Genomic DNA, 19,033 nt, shown 5'->3' with positions numbered 1-19,033 from the left:
CCGCATGATCCTGCACGCCGCACTGTTCACCTGGAGACCCGAGGTCGGCCCCGAGGAGGTGGAGGCGCTGACGGGGGCGCTCGAGGAGATGGCGACGGCGTTGCCGATGCTCCGCGGATACCGTTGCGGTGCGAACCTGCGGCTGCGTCCGAGCCCGGCCGACTACGCCGTGGTGGCGCTCGTGGCGGACGAGGACGCCCTCGCGGCGTACCTCGACTCGCCCGCGCACGCCGCGGTGTACGAGGCGCACCTCGCACGGATGATCGACTCCCGCCAGGCCGTGCAGATCCCGGTGCCCGACGGGACCGCCCTGTGACGCGCATGCGCGCCGCCGTCCTGCACAGCGCAGGGGATCTGCGGATCGAGGAACGCCCCGTCCCCGTCCCCGGTCCGGGCGAGGCCCTCGTGCGGGTGACCGGGTGCGGCGTGTGCGGATCGGATGCCACGGAGTACTCCCGCGGCCCGGTCCTCACCCACCTGCCGGTCGTGCTCGGCCACGAGTTCACCGGCACGGTCGAGGCGGTGGGCGACGGCGTGGATCTGCCCCTCGGCGCCCAGGTCGTCTGCGGCGCGGGGATCTCCTGCGGCGAGTGCAAGCCGTGCCGGGCCGGACGCACCAACCTGTGCCGGCGCTACCGGACGGCGGGACTGCAGATCGACGGCGGGCTCGCGGAGTTCGTCCGCGTGCCCGCCGCGACCCTGCTCGACGTCACCTCGTGGGGGCTGGCCTCCGACACCCTCGCCCTCGCGCAGCCGATGGCCATCGCCGTGCACGCGGTGTCGCGGAGCGGTCTCGCTGCGGGGCAGGACGCCGTCGTCCTCGGGATCGGTGGGATCGGCGCCTTCCTCACGTACGCGGCGGCGGCGGTCGGGGCGCGCGTGCTCGCGGTCGACCGGTCGGAGGCGCGTCTGGCGCTCGCCCGGGATCTCGGGGCCGAACGGACCCTGGTCGCGGGCGAGGGCTCCGTCGCCGCCGAGCTCGCCGCGTCCGGGCGCGAGGCCGACGTGCTGTTCGAAGTGAGCGGCTCGCGCGCCGGATGGGACGAGGTCGTCGCGGCCGCCCTGCCCGGGGCGGTGCTGGTGCCCGTCGGCATCCAGCGGGAGGACGTCCCCGTCCCCCTGGGGTCGTGGACCCTGCGCGAGTACACGATCGTGGGGACGGTCGCGCACGCGATCGCCGCGGATCTGCCGCGCGCGGTGGAACTGCTGGCGGGTCGCGCCGACTGGTCAGACGTCGCCGACGAAGTGCTGCCCCTCGACGAGGTGGCAGGCGGCGCGCTCGAGCCGCTCACGCGCGGCGGTTCCCGTCAGATCAAGACCGTGATCGACCCGACGGCGACGCGCCGGCGGGTGGCACGGCACGGCGTCGGGTCGACTCCGGCGTAGCGCGGGTCAGTGGTCGAGGTCGTCCATCGCCCGGAGGACGTCGACCGCTGACCCGATCGTCTCGCGCGGGGCGCCGAGCTGCTGTCCCGCCGAGGGCATGGTCTGGTTCTGCTCGCGGCGCCCCACCACGAACCAGATGCCGCGGGCGATCGCGTTGCTCTGGTTGACGTAGAGGTGCGGGCGCACCGAGTCGAAGTGAAGGCTGTCGCCCGCGCGGAGCGTGAAGGTGTCGAACTCGAGGCGCAGCGTCAGTTCGCCCTCGAGCAGGTAGGCGTACTCGACGCCGGCGTGGCGCATCATCTTGCCTTCGACCGAGCTCGAGGCTCCCGGCTGGTAGGTGACCAGGAGCGAGTCCGCGGGACCGACGCCCGCGGCCAACCGTTCCCACCGGACGCCGTTCTCCATGTCGAGGACGGCGTTGTCGGCGGCGCGTTGCACCGTGAGGTCCGTCGACACCGGTTCGGGCGCGGGAATCGCGGCGCCGGCCGGCGGCGTGGGGGAGACGCCCAGCAACTCGTCGATCGAGATGCCGAGGTGCGTCACCATCGCGTACAGCGTCGAGACCGAGGGCTGCGTCTTGCCGGTCTCGACCTGCGAGATGAGGCTGGCCGACACGCCCAGTGAACTGGCGACGCTGCGCAGGCTCAGGCCGCGCTGCAGTCGCGCGTCGCGCAGCCTGCTGCCGATGTCGTCGGTCATGTCCGCGCCTCCTCGTCCGACGGCGGTGAACCCGGTCACCGGGACCCCGCTCTTCGCGAGAACACGCTACCGGCCGATTCGCGCACATCGTGTGCGCCGCGCCTGAACACGGCCGAGCCTCACCCGCGCCCGGGGACGTCCAGGAGGGCGTCGATGTTGGCGGCCGACCGCGGCATCCGTCCGGCCTCGATCTCCTTCGCGAGACGGACGGTGTGCGCGTTGAACGGCGCCTCCTGTCCCGCGGCGGCGAGCACCGAGACCACGAGACCGTTCACCTCTTCGTACTCGCCGTGGCGGCCCTTCATCCAGTCCTGCAGAACGGTGGTGTTGGTGTCGGGCAGGGAGAAGCTGTCGAGCACCTCGCCCAGGAGGTCGGCGGCGTAGCGATCCGGATCGGTCACCGCGTCGTCGGAGAGGCCGAAGATGGGGACGAGGCGGCTGCCGTCGGCGAGCGCGGCCCGTGCGGCCTCCTTCCCGCACTCGATCATGAAGTCGTGGACGCCCGGGAGGGCGACGGCGGAGGCCAGGGGCAGGTCGAGGATCGCGGACGGGACGAGTTCGCCGGCGTTGGCCACGAGCTTCATCCACTTGGACGAGCGGATGTCGGGGGAGACGTCGACGCGGCCGGTGTGCGAGAGGACGGCCTGCACCTCGTGTTCGCGACCGCGGGCCGCGTCGTCGTACGCACCGACCGCGAACCAGGAGCCGGCGACCGGCGTCTGCCGGTTGACGATGCCCGGCTCGAACATGTTGGATGCCACCTCGATCACCGCCCCCATCGTGCGGTGCGCGCCCACGGCGGCGGCGATGGCATCCTGGGTCATCCCGTTCTGCAGACCCACGACGAGCCCGTCTTCGGCGACGTAGGGGGCGATGAGCTCCGCGACCCACCGGGTGTCGTACGCCTTCACGACGATGAATACGATGTCGAAGGGCTCGCGCAGGGTCGCCACCTCGCAGAGGTGCAGGGGATGCACGGGCGTGACGTGGGTCTCGTCCGGCAGCCGCACCTCGATGCCGCGGGCGCGCATGGCCTCGACGTGGGCGGGCCACTGTTCGATGTAGGTGACGTCGAGACCTGCGCGCAGCAGGTCCGCGCCGATGCTCGCACCTTGCGCGCCGGTGCCGAGCACGGCGATCCGGGGGCTCGTTCGTGACATGGGTCCTCCTCGACACCGATGGAACGTTCGCTCAGACTTTACAAATCTGGGAGCGACTGTACATTCGTGTGTAGTTCAGCACAACGTCGGGTCGATGCGGACCCGAACGGATCGCGAGGGAGCGACCATGCGCACACTCATCCGCAACGTGGCGGCGGCCACCGTCGACCCGGAGCTGGGCGACCTCGCCCGCACCGACATCCTCATCGAGGACTCCGTCATCCGGGAGATCCGCCCCGACATCGCGGTGGACGACGCCGAGATCATCGACGGTCGCGACAAGATCGCCATACCGGGCATGGTCGACACGCACCGGCACACCTGGCAGACCGCCTTGCGCGGCATCCTCGCCGACGGGAACATCCCCGACTACCTCCGTGGCATCCGACTGCACATGGCGCCCCTGTACCGGGCGGAGGACATGTACGCCGGCAACTACGTCGGGGCCCTCGACGCGGTGAACTCCGGAATCACCACGATCGTCGACTACTGCCACAACATCCTCGATCCCGACGGGGCCCATGCCGCCGTCACCGGGCTGCGGGATGCCGGTATCCGTGCGCTCTACGCCCACGGGCTGACCCCGATCACCACCAACACCTGGAGCCAGTCGCGCGGCGGGTCCGTCCGGGGAGCGGACCCCGCGGCCCTGGCCACGCGGGCCGTGCTCGCCCGCCGCATCCGGGAGGAGTACTTCTCCAGCGACGACCAGCTGCTGCGCTTCGGCATCGCTCCGCAGGAGCTGGCGATCGCGCCCGTCGCCGACGTGGCGGCCGAGTTCCGCCTCGCCCGCGATCTCGGGGCGCGCATCACCTTCCACGCCAATCAGGTCATGGTGCGGCAGCTCTTCCAGGACGTCGAGGTGCTGCACGCGCACGGGCTGCTCGCGGACGACCTCCTGCTGGTGCACTGCACCTTCAACACCCCGCACGAGTGGGACCTGCTGGACGACAGCGGGGTCACCGTCTCGGTGTGCGCCGAGACGGAGATGCAGATGGGCATGGGGTATCCCGCCATCGCCGAGGCCACGGCCCACACGCCCGGACCGAGCCTCGGGATCGACTGCGTCTCGGGCAACGGCGGCGACATGGTGTCGCACAGCCGGCTCGTGCTGCAGGCTTCTCGATATCGCGCCGACGAACCGGAGTACGCCGTCATGCGGGCGCCGCAGGCGATGTCGTGGACGACGAAGGACGCGCTGAGGTGGGCCACGCTGAACGGTGCGCGGGCAGCCGGCGTCGACCATCTCGTCGGTTCGCTCACGGTGGGCAAGCGCGCCGACATCGTGCTCGTGGACATGTCGGGGATCAGCCAGGTCGGCTGGAATCGTGCGGATCCCAGCGGTGCGGTGGTGTCTCAGGCGCACGCCGGCTGCATCGACACCGTGCTCATCGACGGGCGCGTGGTCAAGCGCGGCGGTGTGCTCATGCACGTCGACGTCGCCGCGGCCAGGGCGACGCTCGAGCGCTCCCACGACCACCTGTACGACCGGATGGGCGGAGCGGGATCGTTCATCCCGCAGCCCCCGATCGACATCCCGCTGTACCGCGAACGCGCCTGAGCTTTCAGTCGAGCTGCACGGACTGCACAGAGTGATAACAAATACTTGACACGTTCAGTCCTGCTTTCTAGCATCCAATCAACGAACACCACCGGCGCGATGACGCTCCGGTTCGACGAGGGAGTCACCACCACATGAGCACGCGTACGCTGCTGCGGGGAGGGACCGTCATCACGGCCGTCCGCCCCGGCGAGGTCCTCACCGACACCGACATCCTGATCGGCGCCGACGGAACGATCGAGGCCATCGGACCGGGCCTGGATGCCGGAGACGCCGAGGTCATCGACGTCCACGGCCGCATCGTGCACCCCGGTTTCGTCGACACCCACCGCCACACGTGGCAGTCCGTGGTCCGCAACCTCGCGTCGGACTGGTCCCTCACCGAGTACCTCGCGGGACTGCACACCGGCCTCAGCAAGCACTTCCGTCCCGAGGACACCTACACCGGCAACTACCTCGGCGCACTCGAGGCGCTCGACTCCGGCATCACCACGCTGGTCGACTGGTCCCACAACCTCGGCACCCCGGCACACGCGGACGCCGCGGTCGCCGCCCTCAAGGACACCGGTATGCGGGCCGTGTTCGCGCACGGCGGCGGCGCCGAGCAGTGGGGGAGCCTGCCCTCGGCCAACGTCCACCCCGCCGACGCGCGGCGCGTCCGCGACGAGCACTTCTCCTCCGACGACGGCCTCGTGACGATGGCGCTCGCCCTGCGTGGCCCGCAGTTCGTCACCCCCGAGGTCAACATCGCCGACTTCCGGCTCGCCGCCGACCTCGACCTGCGCGTGACGATGCACGCCGGCGACGGATACTGGGGGAAGTCGGGCCCGATCCGCAAGATGCACGCCGATGGACTCCTGTCCGACCGCATCACCTACGTGCACTGCTGCACGCTGGGCGACGACGAGTTGAAGCTCATCGCCGACAGCGGCGGCACCGCCTCGGTCGCCCCCGACGTCGAGATGCAGATGGGCCACGGCTTCCCCGCCACCGGCCGACTGCTGCGCGCCGGCATCCGTCCCACGTTCTCGATCGACGTGTGCAGCTCGAACGGCGGCGACATGTTCGCCACCATGCGCACCGCCATCGGCATGCAGCGCGCGCTCGACAACGCCCCGTCCGTCGACACCGGCGAGGTGCTCGAGCGCATCAGTCTCACCTGCGCCGACGTGGTGCAGTTCGCCACGATCGACGGCGCGCACGCCGCGGGCCTCGCGGACACGACCGGCTCGATCGCGGTGGGCAAGGCGGCCGACATCGTCGTCCTCGACGATCGCTCGCTGGCACTGACCCCGCTCAACAACCCGATCGGCAGCCTCGTCTACTCGGCCCACCCCGGACTCGTCCGCGACGTGTTCGTCCAGGGCCGCCGCGTGAAGAAGGACGGCGAGCTCGTCGGCGTCGACATCGCGCGACTGAAGGCGGATGCCGAGGCATCCCGCAGCTACCTGCTCGGTGAGATGCCCGAGGCGCGCCTCGACGGCACCTGGCACCCGACGCTGGTGACGGCATGACCGACCTCGCCGCCCCGGTCCGTCTCGCGCCGAAGGACCACGGTCCCACGGCGCGGATGGTGCTGGCGTGGCCGGGCACCCGGGCCCTCATCGCCGTCGCCGCGCTGTTCCTGATCAGCCCCCTCATCGCGCCCGGCAGCGTCGGCCCCACGGCCATCGTGTCGATGCTGCCGTTCGCGGCGCTCATCGCGATCGTCGCGATCGGACAGACCCTCGTCATCCAGCAGGGCGGTCTCGACCTGTCCATCCCCGGCGCGGTCACGCTCGGTGCGCTGATCGTCGCGCGCTTCGGCGGCGACGACGCGCTGGGGCTGCCCGCGGCCATCACCGCCGCGATCGTGGCCACCGCGGCGTTCGGGCTGGCCAGCGGCCTGGTCATCACGCTCTTCGGACTCCCGCCGCTCGTCGTCACCATCGCGGTGAACGCGCTGATGATCGGCACCGTCCAGGCCCTGTCCGGCGGGTTCGCCACCCAGAGCCCGGACGCGCTCAACCAGTTCGCACTCAGCCGGTGGGGTGGCATCCCGGTCCTGGTGTTCTTCGCCCTCGCCCTCACGCTCGCGGTGCACGTCGTACTGAAGCTCACGCGCCTCGGCCGTCGCTTCGAACTCGTCGGCGAGAATCCCCGCAGCGCCGCGAACCTCGGGATCGGCACGCGCGGCTACACGATCGTCGCCTACGTGCTCTCGGCCGCACTCGCCGCCGTCGGCGGCGTCCTGCTCGCGGGGCTCCTCCGCACCCCCACGCTCACCGCGGGCGAGGACTACCTGCTGCCCTCGATCGCGGCGGTCGTGCTCGGCGGCACCGCACTCACCGGCGGACGCGGAAGCGTCGTCGGCCCGGCGCTCGGCGCACTCTTCCTGGCGCAGCTGACCCAGCTGGTCCAGACGTTCACGCAGGCCACCGCCGTGCAGAACATCGTGCAGGCGCTGATCATCGGCGTCGGCATCGTCGCCCAGCTCCAGCTGGGCGGCACCACCTCCCGAATCCGGAACCTCATGCGACGGCGTCCGGGAGCCTGACCCGGCTCATCCGCCCACCGCGACCCGCCCGGGTCGACGGGCGGTCCGTCGCGCCCTCATCCGTCCCTGCATACCCGATCACCCACTCGAAGAGGAGTACCCCCATGATCACCACAGCACCCGCACGGCGAGCCGGTCTCGTCGTCATCGCCCTCGGCGCGCTCGTGCTCGCCGGCTGTTCGTCGACCAACAGCGCCGGCGGCGGCGGAAGCGAGGGAGCGAACAACCTCACCGCCGACATCGCCGCCGGCAGCACCGGCACCATGGACCAGTTCGCGAGCATCTCCGACATCTGCCCCGCGGACGGCAAGAAGGTCTCGGTCGGCGTGGTCGACGGTTACGGCACCAACACGTGGTCCAAGACCGTCCTCGCCGAGATCGAGAGCGAAGCGGCCAAGTGCGCCGCGATCTCCGGTGTCGAGTTCATCGCCGGTCGCGGCGACCTGGAGGCCACCACCTCGGGCATCACGAGCCTGGCCGCCAAGGGCACGAACATCATCCTGGTCATCCCCGACGCCGGCCCCGGCGAGGCGCACCTGCCCGCCATCCGCCAGGCGACCCAGGCCGGCTCCATCGTGGTCAACTTCGCCTCCGACCCGCAGGGGACCGCCGGCACCGACTACCTGGACTACACCGACCAGATCCCCGCGTTCGTCGGGAAGTCCAAGGCGCAGTGGATCGTCGACCAGCTGGGCAGCGCGGGCGGCAACGTCGTGTTCTTCGGCGGACCCTCCGGTGCGCTGGTCTCGACGCAGGAGTTCGCCGGGGCCAAGGAGGTCTTCGACGCCAACCCCCAGATCACGCTCGTGAACAGTGAGCCGATCTGGACCAACTGGGACCCGGCGCAGGCGCAGCAGGCGATGGCCGGCGTCCTCTCGCAGGGCACGCCGATCAACGCCATCATCGCCGACTACGGTGCGTCCGCCTCGGGTGTCATCCGCGCGTACGAGGCCGCGGGCCAGCAGCTGCCCATCCTCACCTCCACCGACGACAACTCCCTCAGCTGCGGCTTCGCCGACCTCAAGGCGAAGAACCCCGGCTACGAGCTGGCGACGGTCTCGTCGCGCACCTGGATCGGACGCGTCGCGCTGCGCAAGGCCCTCGCCGCGGAGTTCGGGACGAAGGACACCGAGCCCTCGCTGTACGAACTGTCGCTCTTCGAGGACTCCACCGGCAAGACGGCCGGCTCGGTGACCCCGGACAAGGCCTGCCTGTCGTCGGCGCCGTCCGACGCCACGCCGTCGACGCTGCTGACCTCCGCCGAGATCACGAAGCTCTTCGGCTGATGAACGAGACCCCCACGACCGTGGCATCCGCGCTCACCCTCTCGGGCATCACCAAGACCTACCCCGGTGTCACCGCGCTCGACGCGGTCTCGGTCGACATCGCCGCCGGTCGCGTGCACGCCGTGCTGGGCGAGAACGGCGCCGGGAAGTCCACCCTCGTGGGGATCGCGGCGGGGTCGGTGGTGCCGGATTCCGGCACCATCGGCCTCGCCGGGCGCGAGTTCGACCGCATCCGCCCCGCCGAGGCGCGGGAGGCGGGCCTCGCCATCGTGTACCAGATCCCCGCGCTGGCCCCGTCGCTGAGTGTGGTGGATGCCGTCCTGCTGCTGCTCCCCGCGAGCAAGCGTCCCTCGCGTCGGACCGCCGCCGCCTGGGTCGCCGCGCACTTCGGGCGCCTGTCGTTGAACATCGACCCGCACGCCCTGGTGTCGTCGCTGTCGCTGCGCGAGGCGCACCTCGTCGAGATCGCCGCCGCCCTGGCATCCGACCCCCGTGTGCTGGTGCTGGACGAGCCGACCGAGGCCCTCGGGCCGGAGGAGACGGCCTGGTTGTTCGGCCAGGTCCGGGGGCTCCTCGAGAAGGGCGTCGCGATCGTCTACATCACGCACCGGATCCCGGAGGTGATGGAGATCGGCGACGACCTCACGGTGCTGCGCGACGGACGCGTGGTCGGTCGGGGCCTGGTCGCGGACTTCACCGCCGATCAGGTCGTCGAGCTCATCGTCGGCCGGTCGCTGGAGACGACGTTCCCCGACAAGCCCGCCGCGCCGGCGGCATCCGCGACGCCCGCGCTCGAGGTCCTGGAACTCAGCGGCCCCGGATACGACAACGTCTCGTTCTCGGTGTACCCGGGCCAGATCATCGGTCTCGCCGGCGTCGAGGGCAACGGCCAGCGTCAGGTGCTGCGCGGCATCGCCGGCGGCGGCGCCTCGGGGGGCCGCATCCTCGTGAACGGCCAGGAGGTGTCGACACGGTCCCGCCGGTCGGCGTCGGCCGCGGGTGTCGTGTTCCTCCCCGGCGATCGCATCGGCGAGGCGATGTTCGGCAAGATGTCGATCCGCGAGAACGCCGTGGCGGGTGCTCTGCGCGCCGCGATGCCGGGCGGCTTCGTCCGTCGCAGCCGCGAGTACGCGCTCACGCGCGAGGGCGTCGCGGGTCTCGCGGTCAAGACGCCGCACCTCGAGGTGCCGGTCTCGGCCCTCTCCGGCGGCAACCAGCAGAAGGTGCTGCTCGCCCGCGGGCGTCTCGGCGACCCGAAGGTGCTGCTGGTCGAGGACCCGACGCAGGGCGTCGACGCCGGCGCGCGCGTGGACATCTACGCGTTCCTGCGCGAGCTCGCCGCCTCGGGGGTCGCCGTCGTCGTCCTCTCCACGGATGCCGTCGAACTCGAGGGGCTGTGCGACCGGGTCGTGGTGTTCTCCCGCGGCCGCGTGCAGACGACCCTCATCGGCGACGACGTCGACGAACGGGCCATCACGGGAGCCGCGGTGCTGTCGCACGAGACGGCATCCGTCGAGGTCGCCGTCGCGGCGCGCCGCCGGTCCCGGGGGATCCTGGCGGGGGAGACGCAGGCCGTCGTCCTCCTCGGGTTGGCGGTCGCTCTCTCGGTGGTGACCTCGTTCGTGTCGTCGGCCTTCCTGAGCCCGCTGAGCATCAGTCAGCTGCTGGCGGCGACGAGCGTCCTCATCTTCGTGGGGCTCGCGCAGCTGGTCGTCGTGATGACCGGGGGCATCGACCTCAGCATCGGCTCGGTGACGGCGCTGTCGGCGGTCATCCTGTCGTTCTTCGCGCAGCAGGGGATCGGCTACTTCCTCATCGGGGTGCTGCTGGCGCTCGCCGCGGGGGCAGCGGTCGGGTGGGTGAACGGCCTCCTCGTCACGCGCCTCTCGCTGCCGCCCGTGATCGCGACGCTCGTGAGCTCGATCGCGGTGCTCGGCCTCGCGCAGGTGCTGCGGCCCAGTCCCGGCGGTTCGGCCCGCGCCGACGTCCTGACGACCCTCGGCCTCGCCGTCGCCGGCGTGCCCCTGATCCTGGCGTTGGCCGTCGCTGTGGCGGTGGTCATGTGGTTCGTCATCCAGCGCACGCGCGGCGGTCGCGCGCTGCGTGCGGCGGGCTCCGACCCCGTGAAAGCCAACCGCATGGGCGTACGGGTGCCGCGGACGCGGCTGCTCGCGTCGGTCGCGGCGGGTCTGCTCGCGGCTCTGGCCGGACTCGCGGTGTACTCGCGATCGGGGATCGGCGACGCCAACGCGGCCCAGGCGCTGACCCTCACCTCCGTCACGGCGGTCGTGATCGCCGGCGCCAGCATCTTCGGCGGCTCGGGCTCGGCTCTCGCCGTCGCGGCGGCGGGACTGCTCCTGCAGACGGTGACGAGTTCTCTGGCGTTCCTGTCGCTCGGCCTGTCGTGGCAGTACTGGATCCAGGGTGCCTTCGTGCTGTTCGCCGCCGTCGTCCCGCTCGTCATGGTGCTCGTGCGCCGCGGTCGCTCACCGGGGGTGCGGGGCGGCTGATCCGCCGCGCGCCCGCATCCCCATCGGAACCCCTCTGACCTCAGGAAGGCCGTCATGAAGAACACCGGAACCACGGGCACCAACGGCGTCGACTGGGAGGCCCGCGTCGACTTCGACCGCCTCCGCGACGACCGACTCGCACGCGTGAAGGCGGAGCTCGAACGCTCGGATCTCGGAGCCGTGCTCGCGTTCGACTTCTCCAACATCCGCTACATGACCGCCACCCACATCGGCACGTGGGCGATGGACAAGCTGATCCGCTTCAGCCTCCTCACCCGCAACACCGATCCGATCTCGTGGGACTTCGGCTCCGCGGCGAAGCACCACGCGCTCTACAACCCGTGGCTCGATGTGACGTCGTCCGAGATGGATGCCGATCCCCACGCGCCGCACGAGGGCACCAAGCGTCCGCGGCTGGAGTCGGGGGCGCGGGCGGGCATCTCGACGCTCCGCGGCGCCTTCCCGCCGGATGCCGGGATCGCCGAGGAGGTCGCGCGCAAGATCAAGCGCGAGCTGGAGAAGTTCGGGGTCGCCGACCAGCCGCTCGGCGTCGACGTGATCGAGCTCCCGATCCTCTTCGCGCTGCAGAAGGTCGGCATCCAGGTCGTCGACGGGCAGCAGGTGTTCATGGAGGCCCGGCGCATCAAGACCGGGGACGAGATCCGCCTGCTCACGCAGGCGGCCTCGATGGTCGACGCGGCGTACGAGGAGCTGTACCGGTTCCTGCGTCCCGGTGTCCGCGAGAACGAGGCCGTGGGCCTGGTCGCCAAGACGCTGTACGACCTCGGGTCGGAGTACGTCGAGGGCGTCAACGCGATCTCGGGCGAGCGCTGCTCTCCGCACCCGCACGTGTTCTCGGACCGTCTGATCCGCCCGGGCGACCCGGCGTTCTTCGACATCCTGCACAGCTGGAACGGCTACCGCACCTGCTACTACCGTACGTTCGCGGTGGGTTCGGCGAGCACGAAGCAGAAGGATGCCTATACCCGGGCGCGCGAGTACATGGACCGGGCGATCGCCCTCGTCCGCCCCGGCGCGACGACCGCCGACATCGTGTCGGTGTGGCCGACGGCGCAGGAGTTCGGCTTCGCGGACGAGGAGGCGGCGTTCGCCCTGCAGTACGGCCACGGGGTCGGCCTGTCGATCTGGGAGAAGCCGATCTTCTCGCGGCTGGTCTCGTTCGACCACCCGGAGGAGCTCAAGGAGGGCATGGTGTTCGCCCTCGAGACGTACTGGCCCTCCGCGGACGGCTGGGGCGCGGCGCGCATCGAGGAGGAGGTCGTCGTCACCGCGACCGGGTGCGAGGTCATCACGAAGTTCCCCGCCGAGGAGCTGCTCATCGCGGGGCCCCGCTACATCGCGGTCGGCGGCCCGCTGAACAACCAGCGCGACTCGCAGTCGCACCTGAACACGACGTGGGGCCGCGGGGAGGCGTGATGGCGTCGGTCGGTTTCCTCGGCCTCGGCTCGATGGGGGCGGCGCTGGCTCGCCGCCTCGTCGACGCCGGGCACCGTGTCCATGTCTGGAACCGTTCGCCCGGCGCGGCGGACGAGCTCGTCGCCGCCGGGGCCGTGGCGTGTGCGACGCCCGCGGAGGCGCTCGCGCACCCGGTGTCGTTCTCGATGCTCGCCGACGACACCGCGGCGCTCTCGGTCCTGGATGCCGCGTCCGTGGCATCCGCGTCGGGCGGGGTGCACGTGAACATGGCGTCGATCAGCCCCGCGGGGGCGGGGGAGCTGCAGCGCCGGTTCGCGGCGGCGGGGGCGCGCTACGTCGCCGCTCCCGTGCTCGGGCGGCCCACGGTTGCGGCGGAGGGCAAGCTCAACGTCCTCGTCGCGGGCGCGCCCGACGACGTCACCGAGGTCGAGCCGTTCCTGCAGCTGTTCGCCGCGCGCCTGTGGCCGCTCGGTGAGGAGCCGTCGACCGCGAACGCCGTGAAGATCGCGGTGAACTACGACATCATCCACGCGATCCAGGCGATCGGCGAGTCCGTCGCCCTCGTCGAAGCGCGCGGCGTCGATCCCGGCCTGTTCGTCGAGATCCTCACGTCGACGCTGTTCGCCGGGGTCGTGTACAGCGGCTACGGCGGGATGATCGCGCGGCAGGCGTACGACCCGCCCGGGTTCGACGTGGCCCTCGGCTACAAGGATCTGCGGCTGAGCGCCGAGATCGCGGGCGAGACGGGCACGCATCTGCCGACGCTCGCGGCTCTCACCGCCGTGTTCGAGCGGGCGCTGGCCGAGCCGGCTCTCGCCCGCCTCGACTGGGGTGCGGCGGCCGAAGTCACCCGGCGGGGACTCCTCCCGGGCTCCGAGAACGAACGAGAGGGAGGTGCGGCATGAGCCGCAGGTATCTGGTGGTCGGGGGCACGTCCGGTATCGGGCGGGAGATCGTCGCGTCGCTCGCCGCCGACGGTCACGAGGTCACGCTCACGGGTCGTGATGCTGTCGCCGCGGAGGCGATCGCCCGGGAGATCGGGCCGAACGTGCGGGGCATCGCGGTCGACATCTCCGAGCCGGACGACATCGCGCCCGCGCTCGCCGACGTGGGCGAACTCGACGGCCTCGTCCTCGCCGCGATCGAACGCGACGCCAACACGGTGCGCGACTACGACATCGCCCGCGCCCGGCGCCTCGTGACCCTCAAACTCGTGGGGTACACCGAGACCGTGCACACGCTGCTCGATCGGCTCGTGCCCCAGCGCTCGACCGGCATCGTGCTGTTCGGCGGCCGCGCGAAGGACGCGCCGTACCCCGGATCGGTCACGGTCTCGACGATCAACGGCGGAGTCGAGGGGCTGACCACCGCGCTCGCCCTCGAACTCGCGCCGCTGCGCGTGAACGCGCTGCATCCGGGCATCATCGGCGACAGCCCGTTCTGGGCCGGGAAGCCCGCGGGCGTCCTCGAGGGCTACTCGTCGCGCACCCCCGGCGGCGAGCTGGCGACGATGAACGACGTGGTGGATGCCACGCGGTTCCTGCTCCACAACGAGGGCGTCTCGGCGACCAACCTCTACGTCGACCGGGGCTGGCGCATCACCTGACCGGGCGCTCACCCCACGGCGGCGCCATCCCCGAAGATCTCGGGATGCCGCTCCAGCTCGATGCGCGTGCGCCGGATGTGCCGCTCGAGCACGTGGGCGGCCTCCTCGGCGTCGCCGCGGCGGAGCGCCGCGACGAGGAGCCGGTGATCGAGGTGCGCGGTGCCGTCGTGGCGGGCGTGGGCCGCGGCGACGAAGGCCCGGCGGTAGTGATGCGTTCGGTTCCACAAACCCACGACCGTGTCGCCGAGCATCACGGTGCGCGCGGGCGCATAGGTGGCGAAGTGGAACTCCCGGTCGTGGCGCAGGAAGTCCTCGGCATCCGCGTTCTCCATGCGTGCGGCGAGGTCGTCGAGGGCGTCCAGGTCGTCGGGGGAGAGCAGCGGCGCGCTCATCCCGAGGAGCACCGGCTCGATGCGCTCGCGCACGAGGTACAGCTCCTCGCACTCGGCGAGGGTCAGGCGCGACACCCACGCGCCCGAGTTGGCGACGAGCGTCACGAGTCCCTCGGCTTCGAGGATGCGGAGCGCCTCGCGCACGGGGATACGGCTCGTGGTGTGCCGCGCCGCGAGATCCTCCTGCCGGATGCGTGTCCCGGGCGGATGGATGCCGCGGAGGATCTCGTCGCGCAGTGTGTCGGCGATCCCGGTGCCGGCGCGGCCGTGGTCGCGGGTCGCGGGCAGCAGGTCGGTCATTCGGCGGGCCTCGCGGGGTGCCACAGCACCGTCTCGGCGTCGCGTTCGTAGGCCTTGCCGTCGGGGAAGCTGACCAGCTCGAACTGCATGCCCCACGGGGCGCGGAAGTAGATCCAGCGTTGACCGGTGGAAGCCGCGCCGCTCACCACCGGTTCGCCCATGACGTCGACGCCGTGCGCGCGGAGGTGGGCGACCGCGGCATCCAGGTCGTCGACATAGAGCGCGAGGTGGTGTCCGCCGATATCGCTGTTGCGCGGGGGAGGAGCCTGCCCGTCGGCGGCGTCGTACGCGAAGACCTCGAGGTTCGTGCCGTTGCCGAGGCGGTAGAAGCGGATCTCGCGGATCGCGGTCCGCGGGTGCACACCGAGCTGCCGTGTCATCCAGTCGCCCTCGCCACTGCGACCGGGGAGCGTGTACACCGGCACGGCGCCGAGGACATCGACGAGGAACGTCTCGGCCTCGTCGAGATCAGGAACGGTGAAGCCGATGTGGTCGCTGCCGCGCAGTCCCGGAAGTCCCATGTCGCATCCTCCATTGGATCCATTGACGCCGCAGAAGGCGCCTCTCGACAGTATCTCGCGGCATGAACGCCTTGTATTGGAGACAATCCAATCGTACAGTGTGAGCGAACGACCTGTATAGGTGGACGCAACGACGCGTGAGGAGCGACATGGCCAAGCGGAAACGGCTGAACACCGGAGTCGAGTGGGTGCAGTTGGAGACGACAGCCGCCGACTGGAAGGCGGCCGACCCCGAACTGCTCGGGACGATGCTCGGTCAGCTGCATCTCATCCGGGCCTTCGAGGAGGCGGTGCTCGACCTCGCCGGTGCCGGCTTGGTGCACGGTCCCGCGCACTCCAGCATCGGCCAGGAGGGCGGCGCGGTCGGCTCGATCGTGTCCCTTCGACCCGCGGATGCCGTGAACGGATCGCACCGCGGACACCACCAGTTCCTCGCCAAGACGCTCGCCTTCGTCTCCGGCGGTGCTCTCGATCCCACGGCCCTCGTGACGCCCGACGTCCAGACGCTGCTCGATCGCACGCTCGCCGAGATCCTCGGCCTCGCGTCCGGTTTCTCGGGCGGCCGCGGCGGCTCGATGCACCTGCAGTGGCTGGAGGCCGGCGCGCTGGGGACGAACGCGATCGTCGGCGGCGGTGCGCCGCTCGCGACCGGCCACGCCTGGGCGCAGAAGCACGCCGGCACGACCGACGTGTCGATCAACTACTTCGGCGACGGATCGAGCCAGATCGGCTCGGTCCTGGAGTCCATGAACCTCGCGTCCACGTGGAAGCTGCCCGTGGCGTTCTTCATCGAGAACAACCTCTACGCCGTCTCGACCCGCGCCGACGAGGCCAGCGCCGACACTCGCTTCTCGGTCCGCGGCCAGGGCTTCTCGATCCCCGCGTGGCGCGTCGACGGCATGGACCCGCTCGCCGTGCACCTCGCGATGGGCGAAGCGCTCGATCGCATGCGCGCGGGGGAGGGTCCCGCGATCGTCGAGGCCGAGGTCTACCGGTTCTTCCACCAGAACGGTCCCTACCCCGGAAGCGCGTTCGGCTACCGGACCAAGGACGAAGAAGGGCAGTGGCGCGCCCGCGATCCACTGGAGCGCATGGCGACCGAGATGCGCCGCCTCGGCCTCCTCGACGATTCCGAGGCCGAGGCCGTCCGCGAGCAGGCGGTCACTGCGGTCGCGCAGTCGGTCGCGGCGGTGGTCGAGGCCGATCCCGAGCGTCCCGGCCGACGCCGCATCCGTCCGGAGCTCTGGCCCGACCCCGCGGTCGTGGACACCGGCATCCGGGGGGATGCCTCCGAGCTCGCCGCCCTCGCGTCGGCCGAGCCCGCGGAGTGGACCGGCCCCTGGCGCGATGTGAAGTTCGTCGACGCCGTCGCCCAGACCATGGACCGCCGGATGGAGACCGACCCGCGCATCATCGTGCTGGGCGAGGACGTGCACCGTCTCGGCGGCGGCACGAACGGCGCGACGAAGGGGCTCGCCGAGAAGTACGGCCCCGACCGGGTCATCGGCACCCCGATCAGCGAGAACGGCTTCTTCGGCGCCGCGGGCGGCATCGCGATGGACGGGCGCTTCCGTCCGGTCGTGGAGTTCATGTATCCCGATTTCATGTGGGTCGCCGCGGACCAGGTGTTCAACCAGGTCGGCAAGGCCCGCCACATGTTCGGCGACAACAACACGGTGCCGCTCGTGCTCCGCACGAAGATCGCGATGGGCTCGGGCTACGGCTCGCAGCACCTCATGGACCCCGCCGGGATCTTCGCGACCCAGGCCGGGTGGCGGATCGTGGCCGCCTCCACCGCCGCGGACTACGTGGGACTCATGAACGCGGCACTGGCGCTCGAGGACCCGGTGCTCGTCATCGAGCACGTCGACCTCTACGGCACGTCCGACCGCGTGCCCGACACCGACCTCGACTACGTCATCCCGCCCGGGTCCGCCGCGGTGCGCCGCGCGGGGAACGACGTGACGGTGCTCACGTACCTCTCCATGGTCGGCCACACCCTCGAAGCGGTCGAGCAGACCGGGACGGATGCCGAGGTCATCGACCTCCGGTGGCTCGACCGCGCCTCGCTCGACTGGGACACCGTCGGCGAGAGCATCCGGAAGACCAACGCGGTCCTCATCGTGGAGCAGGGCGCCCGCGGACCGTCCTACGGGGCCTGGCTCGCCGATGAGATCCAGCGGCGCTTCTTCGACTGGCTCGACCAGCCGGTCGAACGCGTCACCGGTGGGGAGGCGAGCCCGAGCATCTCCAAGGTGCTGGAGCGCGCCGCGATCGCCCGCACGGAAGAGGTCGTCGCCGGCCTCGAGCGCGTCCGCGCGGCAGGAGGGATCCGCTGATGGCCGTCGTCGTCCGCATGCCCGAGATCGCCACGGGCGCCGCCGAAGCGGCCATCCAGAGCTGGCTCGTCGAGGTCGGCAGCCCCGTGCGCGCCGGCCAGGCGATCGTCGAGATCGAGACCGAGAAGGCGGTGGTCGAGTACGAGGCCGAACGCGCCGGCATCCTCGCGGGGATCCTCTTGCCCGCCGGTGACGCCGCGGCCGTGGGCGTCCCGATCGCCGTTCTGGCCGAGGACGGAGAGAGCGTGGATGCCGCGCTCGCCGCCGCCGGGGGAGCGCCCGCTCCCGCGACCACGACGCCGTCCGACACCGAGGTCGCCGCCGCACCCGAGGAGGCGGCGGAGGCCCCGGCGGCCCCCGCGTCCGCGCCCGTGGAGCCGCCCGCTCCCGCTCCCGCGGACCCGCCCGGCGAGGAGCGTCGCCTCTTCGCGTCCCCGCTCGTGCGCCGCCTGGCCGCGGAGCGCGGCATCGACCTCGCCGAGGTCCCCGGGTCGGGCCCGCGCGGACGCATCGTCCGCCGAGACCTGGATGCCTGGACCCCGGCGCCGGTCGAGCGGCAGCCGGAGCCCGCCCCTGAAGCCGTCGAACCGCCCGTCGTTCCGGCATCCGTCGATGCCGGGTACGAGGACGTGCCGCACACCGGCATGCGGCGAGCGATCGCGCGGCGTCTCACCGAGTCGAAGGCGACCGTTCCGCATTTCTACCTGCAGGCCGACTGCCGCGTCGATGCGCTGCTCGCCCTCCGGGCGCAGATCAACGAGGGACGAGAGCAGCGCATCTCGGTGAACGACCTCGTCGTCAAGGCGGTCGCGGGCGCGCTGCGCGACGTTCCCGATGCGAACGCGATCTGGACCCCGGATGCCACGCGCCGGTTCTCCGCCGCCGACATCGCCGTGGCGGTCTCGGTGCCCGGCGGGCTGTTGACGCCGGTGGTGCGGGGGGCCGACCGCCTCTCGATCGGCGAGCTCGCCGCCACGGTCCGCGACCTTGCGGCACGGGCGCGCGAGGGGCGGCTGAAGCAGAACGAGCTCGAGCGCGGCTCTTTCTCGGTGTCGAACCTCGGCATGTACGGGACGACGTCGTTCTCGGCCATCATCAACCCGCCGCACGCCGGCATCCTCGCAGTCGGAGCCGCGACGCGGCGGCCCGTGGTCGAGGACGACGGATCACTGGCGGCCGCGACGGTCATGTCGGTGACACTGTCCGCCGATCACCGCGTGCTCGACGGCGCGCTGGCGGCCCAGTGGCTGGCAGCCTTCGTCGCCCGGATCGAGAATCCTCTGCAGATCCTGCTGTGAAT

General features: G+C 71.3%; 16 protein-coding genes. 12 read left to right on the top strand and 4 right to left on the bottom strand.

Annotated elements, in window-relative coordinates; translation table 11 throughout:
* Positions 1-4: 4 nt before the first annotated feature.
* Both BGO45_RS04710 and BGO45_RS04705 read left to right on the top strand, forming a co-directional pair.
* Complete coding sequence (locus BGO45_RS04710; RefSeq protein ID WP_076494148.1) at positions 5-316, top strand: Dabb family protein; 312 nt, start codon at positions 5-7, stop codon at positions 314-316.
* Between the two features lie 5 nt (positions 317-321).
* Entirely contained in the window at positions 322-1,386 is a 1,065-nt protein-coding gene (locus tag BGO45_RS04705) for an alcohol dehydrogenase catalytic domain-containing protein (RefSeq protein ID WP_292692870.1), read from the top strand.
* A 6-nt stretch (positions 1,387-1,392) separates the two neighbouring features.
* Here the strand turns inward: BGO45_RS04705 and BGO45_RS04700 are convergent, their stop codons facing one another.
* Together BGO45_RS04700 and BGO45_RS04695 are read right to left on the bottom strand one after the other, a co-directional pair.
* A complete protein-coding gene (locus BGO45_RS04700) occupies positions 1,393-2,085 on the bottom strand; it encodes a helix-turn-helix domain-containing protein (protein ID WP_292691340.1) in 693 nt (230 codons plus the stop codon).
* A gap of 119 nt (positions 2,086-2,204) precedes the next feature.
* The gene (locus BGO45_RS04695) at positions 2,205-3,245 is read right to left on the bottom strand and encodes a ketopantoate reductase family protein (protein WP_292691338.1); all 1,041 of its coding nucleotides are present in this window, start codon (positions 3,243-3,245) and stop codon (positions 2,205-2,207) included.
* Between the two features lie 127 nt (positions 3,246-3,372).
* On the opposite strand from BGO45_RS04695, the gene BGO45_RS04690 reads away from it, so the two are divergent.
* The 8 genes from BGO45_RS04690 (at position 3,373) to BGO45_RS04655 (ending at position 14,181) form a co-directional block, all read left to right on the top strand.
* Positions 3,373-4,806: an amidohydrolase family protein gene (locus BGO45_RS04690; protein ID WP_292691336.1), complete on the top strand. Its 1,434-nt coding sequence runs from the start codon at positions 3,373-3,375 to the stop codon at positions 4,804-4,806.
* A gap of 134 nt (positions 4,807-4,940) precedes the next feature.
* Entirely contained in the window at positions 4,941-6,320 is a 1,380-nt protein-coding gene (locus tag BGO45_RS04685) for an amidohydrolase family protein (RefSeq protein ID WP_292691334.1), read from the top strand.
* Positions 6,317-7,342 (top strand): ABC transporter permease, encoded by a 1,026-nt coding sequence (locus BGO45_RS04680; RefSeq protein WP_292691333.1) that lies wholly within the window; start codon positions 6,317-6,319, stop codon positions 7,340-7,342. The genes BGO45_RS04685 and BGO45_RS04680 overlap by 4 nt, the downstream gene beginning before the upstream one ends.
* Before the next feature lie 104 nt (positions 7,343-7,446).
* Positions 7,447-8,628 carry a substrate-binding domain-containing protein gene (locus BGO45_RS04675; protein ID WP_292691331.1) on the top strand — a complete coding sequence of 394 codons (1,182 nt, stop codon included), beginning with the start codon at positions 7,447-7,449 and terminating at the stop codon, positions 8,626-8,628.
* Positions 8,628-11,138 carry an ATP-binding cassette domain-containing protein gene (locus BGO45_RS04670; RefSeq protein ID WP_292691330.1) on the top strand — a complete coding sequence of 837 codons (2,511 nt, stop codon included), beginning with the start codon at positions 8,628-8,630 and terminating at the stop codon, positions 11,136-11,138. The genes BGO45_RS04675 and BGO45_RS04670 overlap by 1 nt, the downstream gene beginning before the upstream one ends.
* A gap of 54 nt (positions 11,139-11,192) precedes the next feature.
* Positions 11,193-12,575 (top strand): Xaa-Pro peptidase family protein, encoded by a 1,383-nt coding sequence (locus BGO45_RS04665; RefSeq protein ID WP_076494132.1) that lies wholly within the window; start codon positions 11,193-11,195, stop codon positions 12,573-12,575.
* On the top strand, positions 12,575-13,480 hold the full coding sequence (locus tag BGO45_RS04660) for an NAD(P)-dependent oxidoreductase (protein ID WP_292691327.1): 906 nt from the start codon (positions 12,575-12,577) through the stop codon (positions 13,478-13,480). Before BGO45_RS04665 ends, BGO45_RS04660 begins: the two co-directional genes overlap by 1 nt.
* Entirely contained in the window at positions 13,477-14,181 is a 705-nt protein-coding gene (locus BGO45_RS04655) for an SDR family oxidoreductase (RefSeq protein WP_292691325.1), read from the top strand. Before BGO45_RS04660 ends, BGO45_RS04655 begins: the two co-directional genes overlap by 4 nt.
* 8 nt (positions 14,182-14,189) lie before the next feature.
* Here the strand turns inward: BGO45_RS04655 and BGO45_RS04650 are convergent, their stop codons facing one another.
* Positions 14,190-14,873, bottom strand: coding sequence for a GntR family transcriptional regulator (locus tag BGO45_RS04650; protein WP_292691323.1), 684 nt, complete (start codon positions 14,871-14,873; stop codon positions 14,190-14,192).
* Positions 14,870-15,394 (bottom strand): VOC family protein, encoded by a 525-nt coding sequence (locus BGO45_RS04645; protein ID WP_292691321.1) that lies wholly within the window; start codon positions 15,392-15,394, stop codon positions 14,870-14,872. Before BGO45_RS04645 ends, BGO45_RS04650 begins: the two co-directional genes overlap by 4 nt.
* Before the next feature lie 149 nt (positions 15,395-15,543).
* Here BGO45_RS04645 and BGO45_RS04640 point away from each other — a divergent pair, with 149 nt between their 5' ends.
* Positions 15,544-17,733 (top strand): thiamine pyrophosphate-dependent enzyme, encoded by a 2,190-nt coding sequence (locus BGO45_RS04640; RefSeq protein WP_292691320.1) that lies wholly within the window; start codon positions 15,544-15,546, stop codon positions 17,731-17,733.
* Complete coding sequence (locus BGO45_RS04635; RefSeq protein ID WP_292691318.1) at positions 17,733-19,031, top strand: dihydrolipoamide acetyltransferase family protein; 1,299 nt, start codon at positions 17,733-17,735, stop codon at positions 19,029-19,031. The genes BGO45_RS04640 and BGO45_RS04635 overlap by 1 nt, the downstream gene beginning before the upstream one ends.
* The last annotated feature ends 2 nt before the right edge of the window (positions 19,032-19,033 follow it).

This window comes from Microbacterium sp. 71-36, from assembly GCF_001898305.1.
Lineage (GTDB): Bacteria > Actinomycetota > Actinomycetes > Actinomycetales > Microbacteriaceae > Microbacterium.
This window is presented reverse-complemented; position numbering and strand designations above follow the sequence as displayed.

Excerpts from the sequence above, each read along its gene's own strand:
- BGO45_RS04710 (WP_076494148.1), top strand. The coding sequence starts at position 5 with ATGATCCTGCACGCCGCACTGTTCACCTGGAGACCCGAGGTCGGCCCC.
- BGO45_RS04705 (WP_292692870.1), top strand. The coding sequence starts at position 322 with ATGCGCGCCGCCGTCCTGCACAGCGCAGGGGATCTGCGGATCGAGGAA.
- BGO45_RS04700 (WP_292691340.1), bottom strand. The coding sequence starts at position 2,085 with ATGACCGACGACATCGGCAGCAGGCTGCGCGACGCGCGACTGCAGCGC.
- BGO45_RS04695 (WP_292691338.1), bottom strand. The coding sequence starts at position 3,245 with ATGTCACGAACGAGCCCCCGGATCGCCGTGCTCGGCACCGGCGCGCAA.
- BGO45_RS04690 (WP_292691336.1), top strand. The coding sequence starts at position 3,373 with ATGCGCACACTCATCCGCAACGTGGCGGCGGCCACCGTCGACCCGGAG.
- BGO45_RS04685 (WP_292691334.1), top strand. The coding sequence starts at position 4,941 with ATGAGCACGCGTACGCTGCTGCGGGGAGGGACCGTCATCACGGCCGTC.
- BGO45_RS04680 (WP_292691333.1), top strand. The coding sequence starts at position 6,317 with ATGACCGACCTCGCCGCCCCGGTCCGTCTCGCGCCGAAGGACCACGGT.
- BGO45_RS04675 (WP_292691331.1), top strand. The coding sequence starts at position 7,447 with ATGATCACCACAGCACCCGCACGGCGAGCCGGTCTCGTCGTCATCGCC.
- BGO45_RS04670 (WP_292691330.1), top strand. The coding sequence starts at position 8,628 with ATGAACGAGACCCCCACGACCGTGGCATCCGCGCTCACCCTCTCGGGC.
- BGO45_RS04665 (WP_076494132.1), top strand. The coding sequence starts at position 11,193 with ATGAAGAACACCGGAACCACGGGCACCAACGGCGTCGACTGGGAGGCC.
- BGO45_RS04660 (WP_292691327.1), top strand. The coding sequence starts at position 12,575 with ATGGCGTCGGTCGGTTTCCTCGGCCTCGGCTCGATGGGGGCGGCGCTG.
- BGO45_RS04655 (WP_292691325.1), top strand. The coding sequence starts at position 13,477 with ATGAGCCGCAGGTATCTGGTGGTCGGGGGCACGTCCGGTATCGGGCGG.
- BGO45_RS04650 (WP_292691323.1), bottom strand. The coding sequence starts at position 14,873 with ATGACCGACCTGCTGCCCGCGACCCGCGACCACGGCCGCGCCGGCACC.
- BGO45_RS04645 (WP_292691321.1), bottom strand. The coding sequence starts at position 15,394 with ATGGGACTTCCGGGACTGCGCGGCAGCGACCACATCGGCTTCACCGTT.
- BGO45_RS04640 (WP_292691320.1), top strand. The coding sequence starts at position 15,544 with ATGGCCAAGCGGAAACGGCTGAACACCGGAGTCGAGTGGGTGCAGTTG.
- BGO45_RS04635 (WP_292691318.1), top strand. The coding sequence starts at position 17,733 with ATGGCCGTCGTCGTCCGCATGCCCGAGATCGCCACGGGCGCCGCCGAA.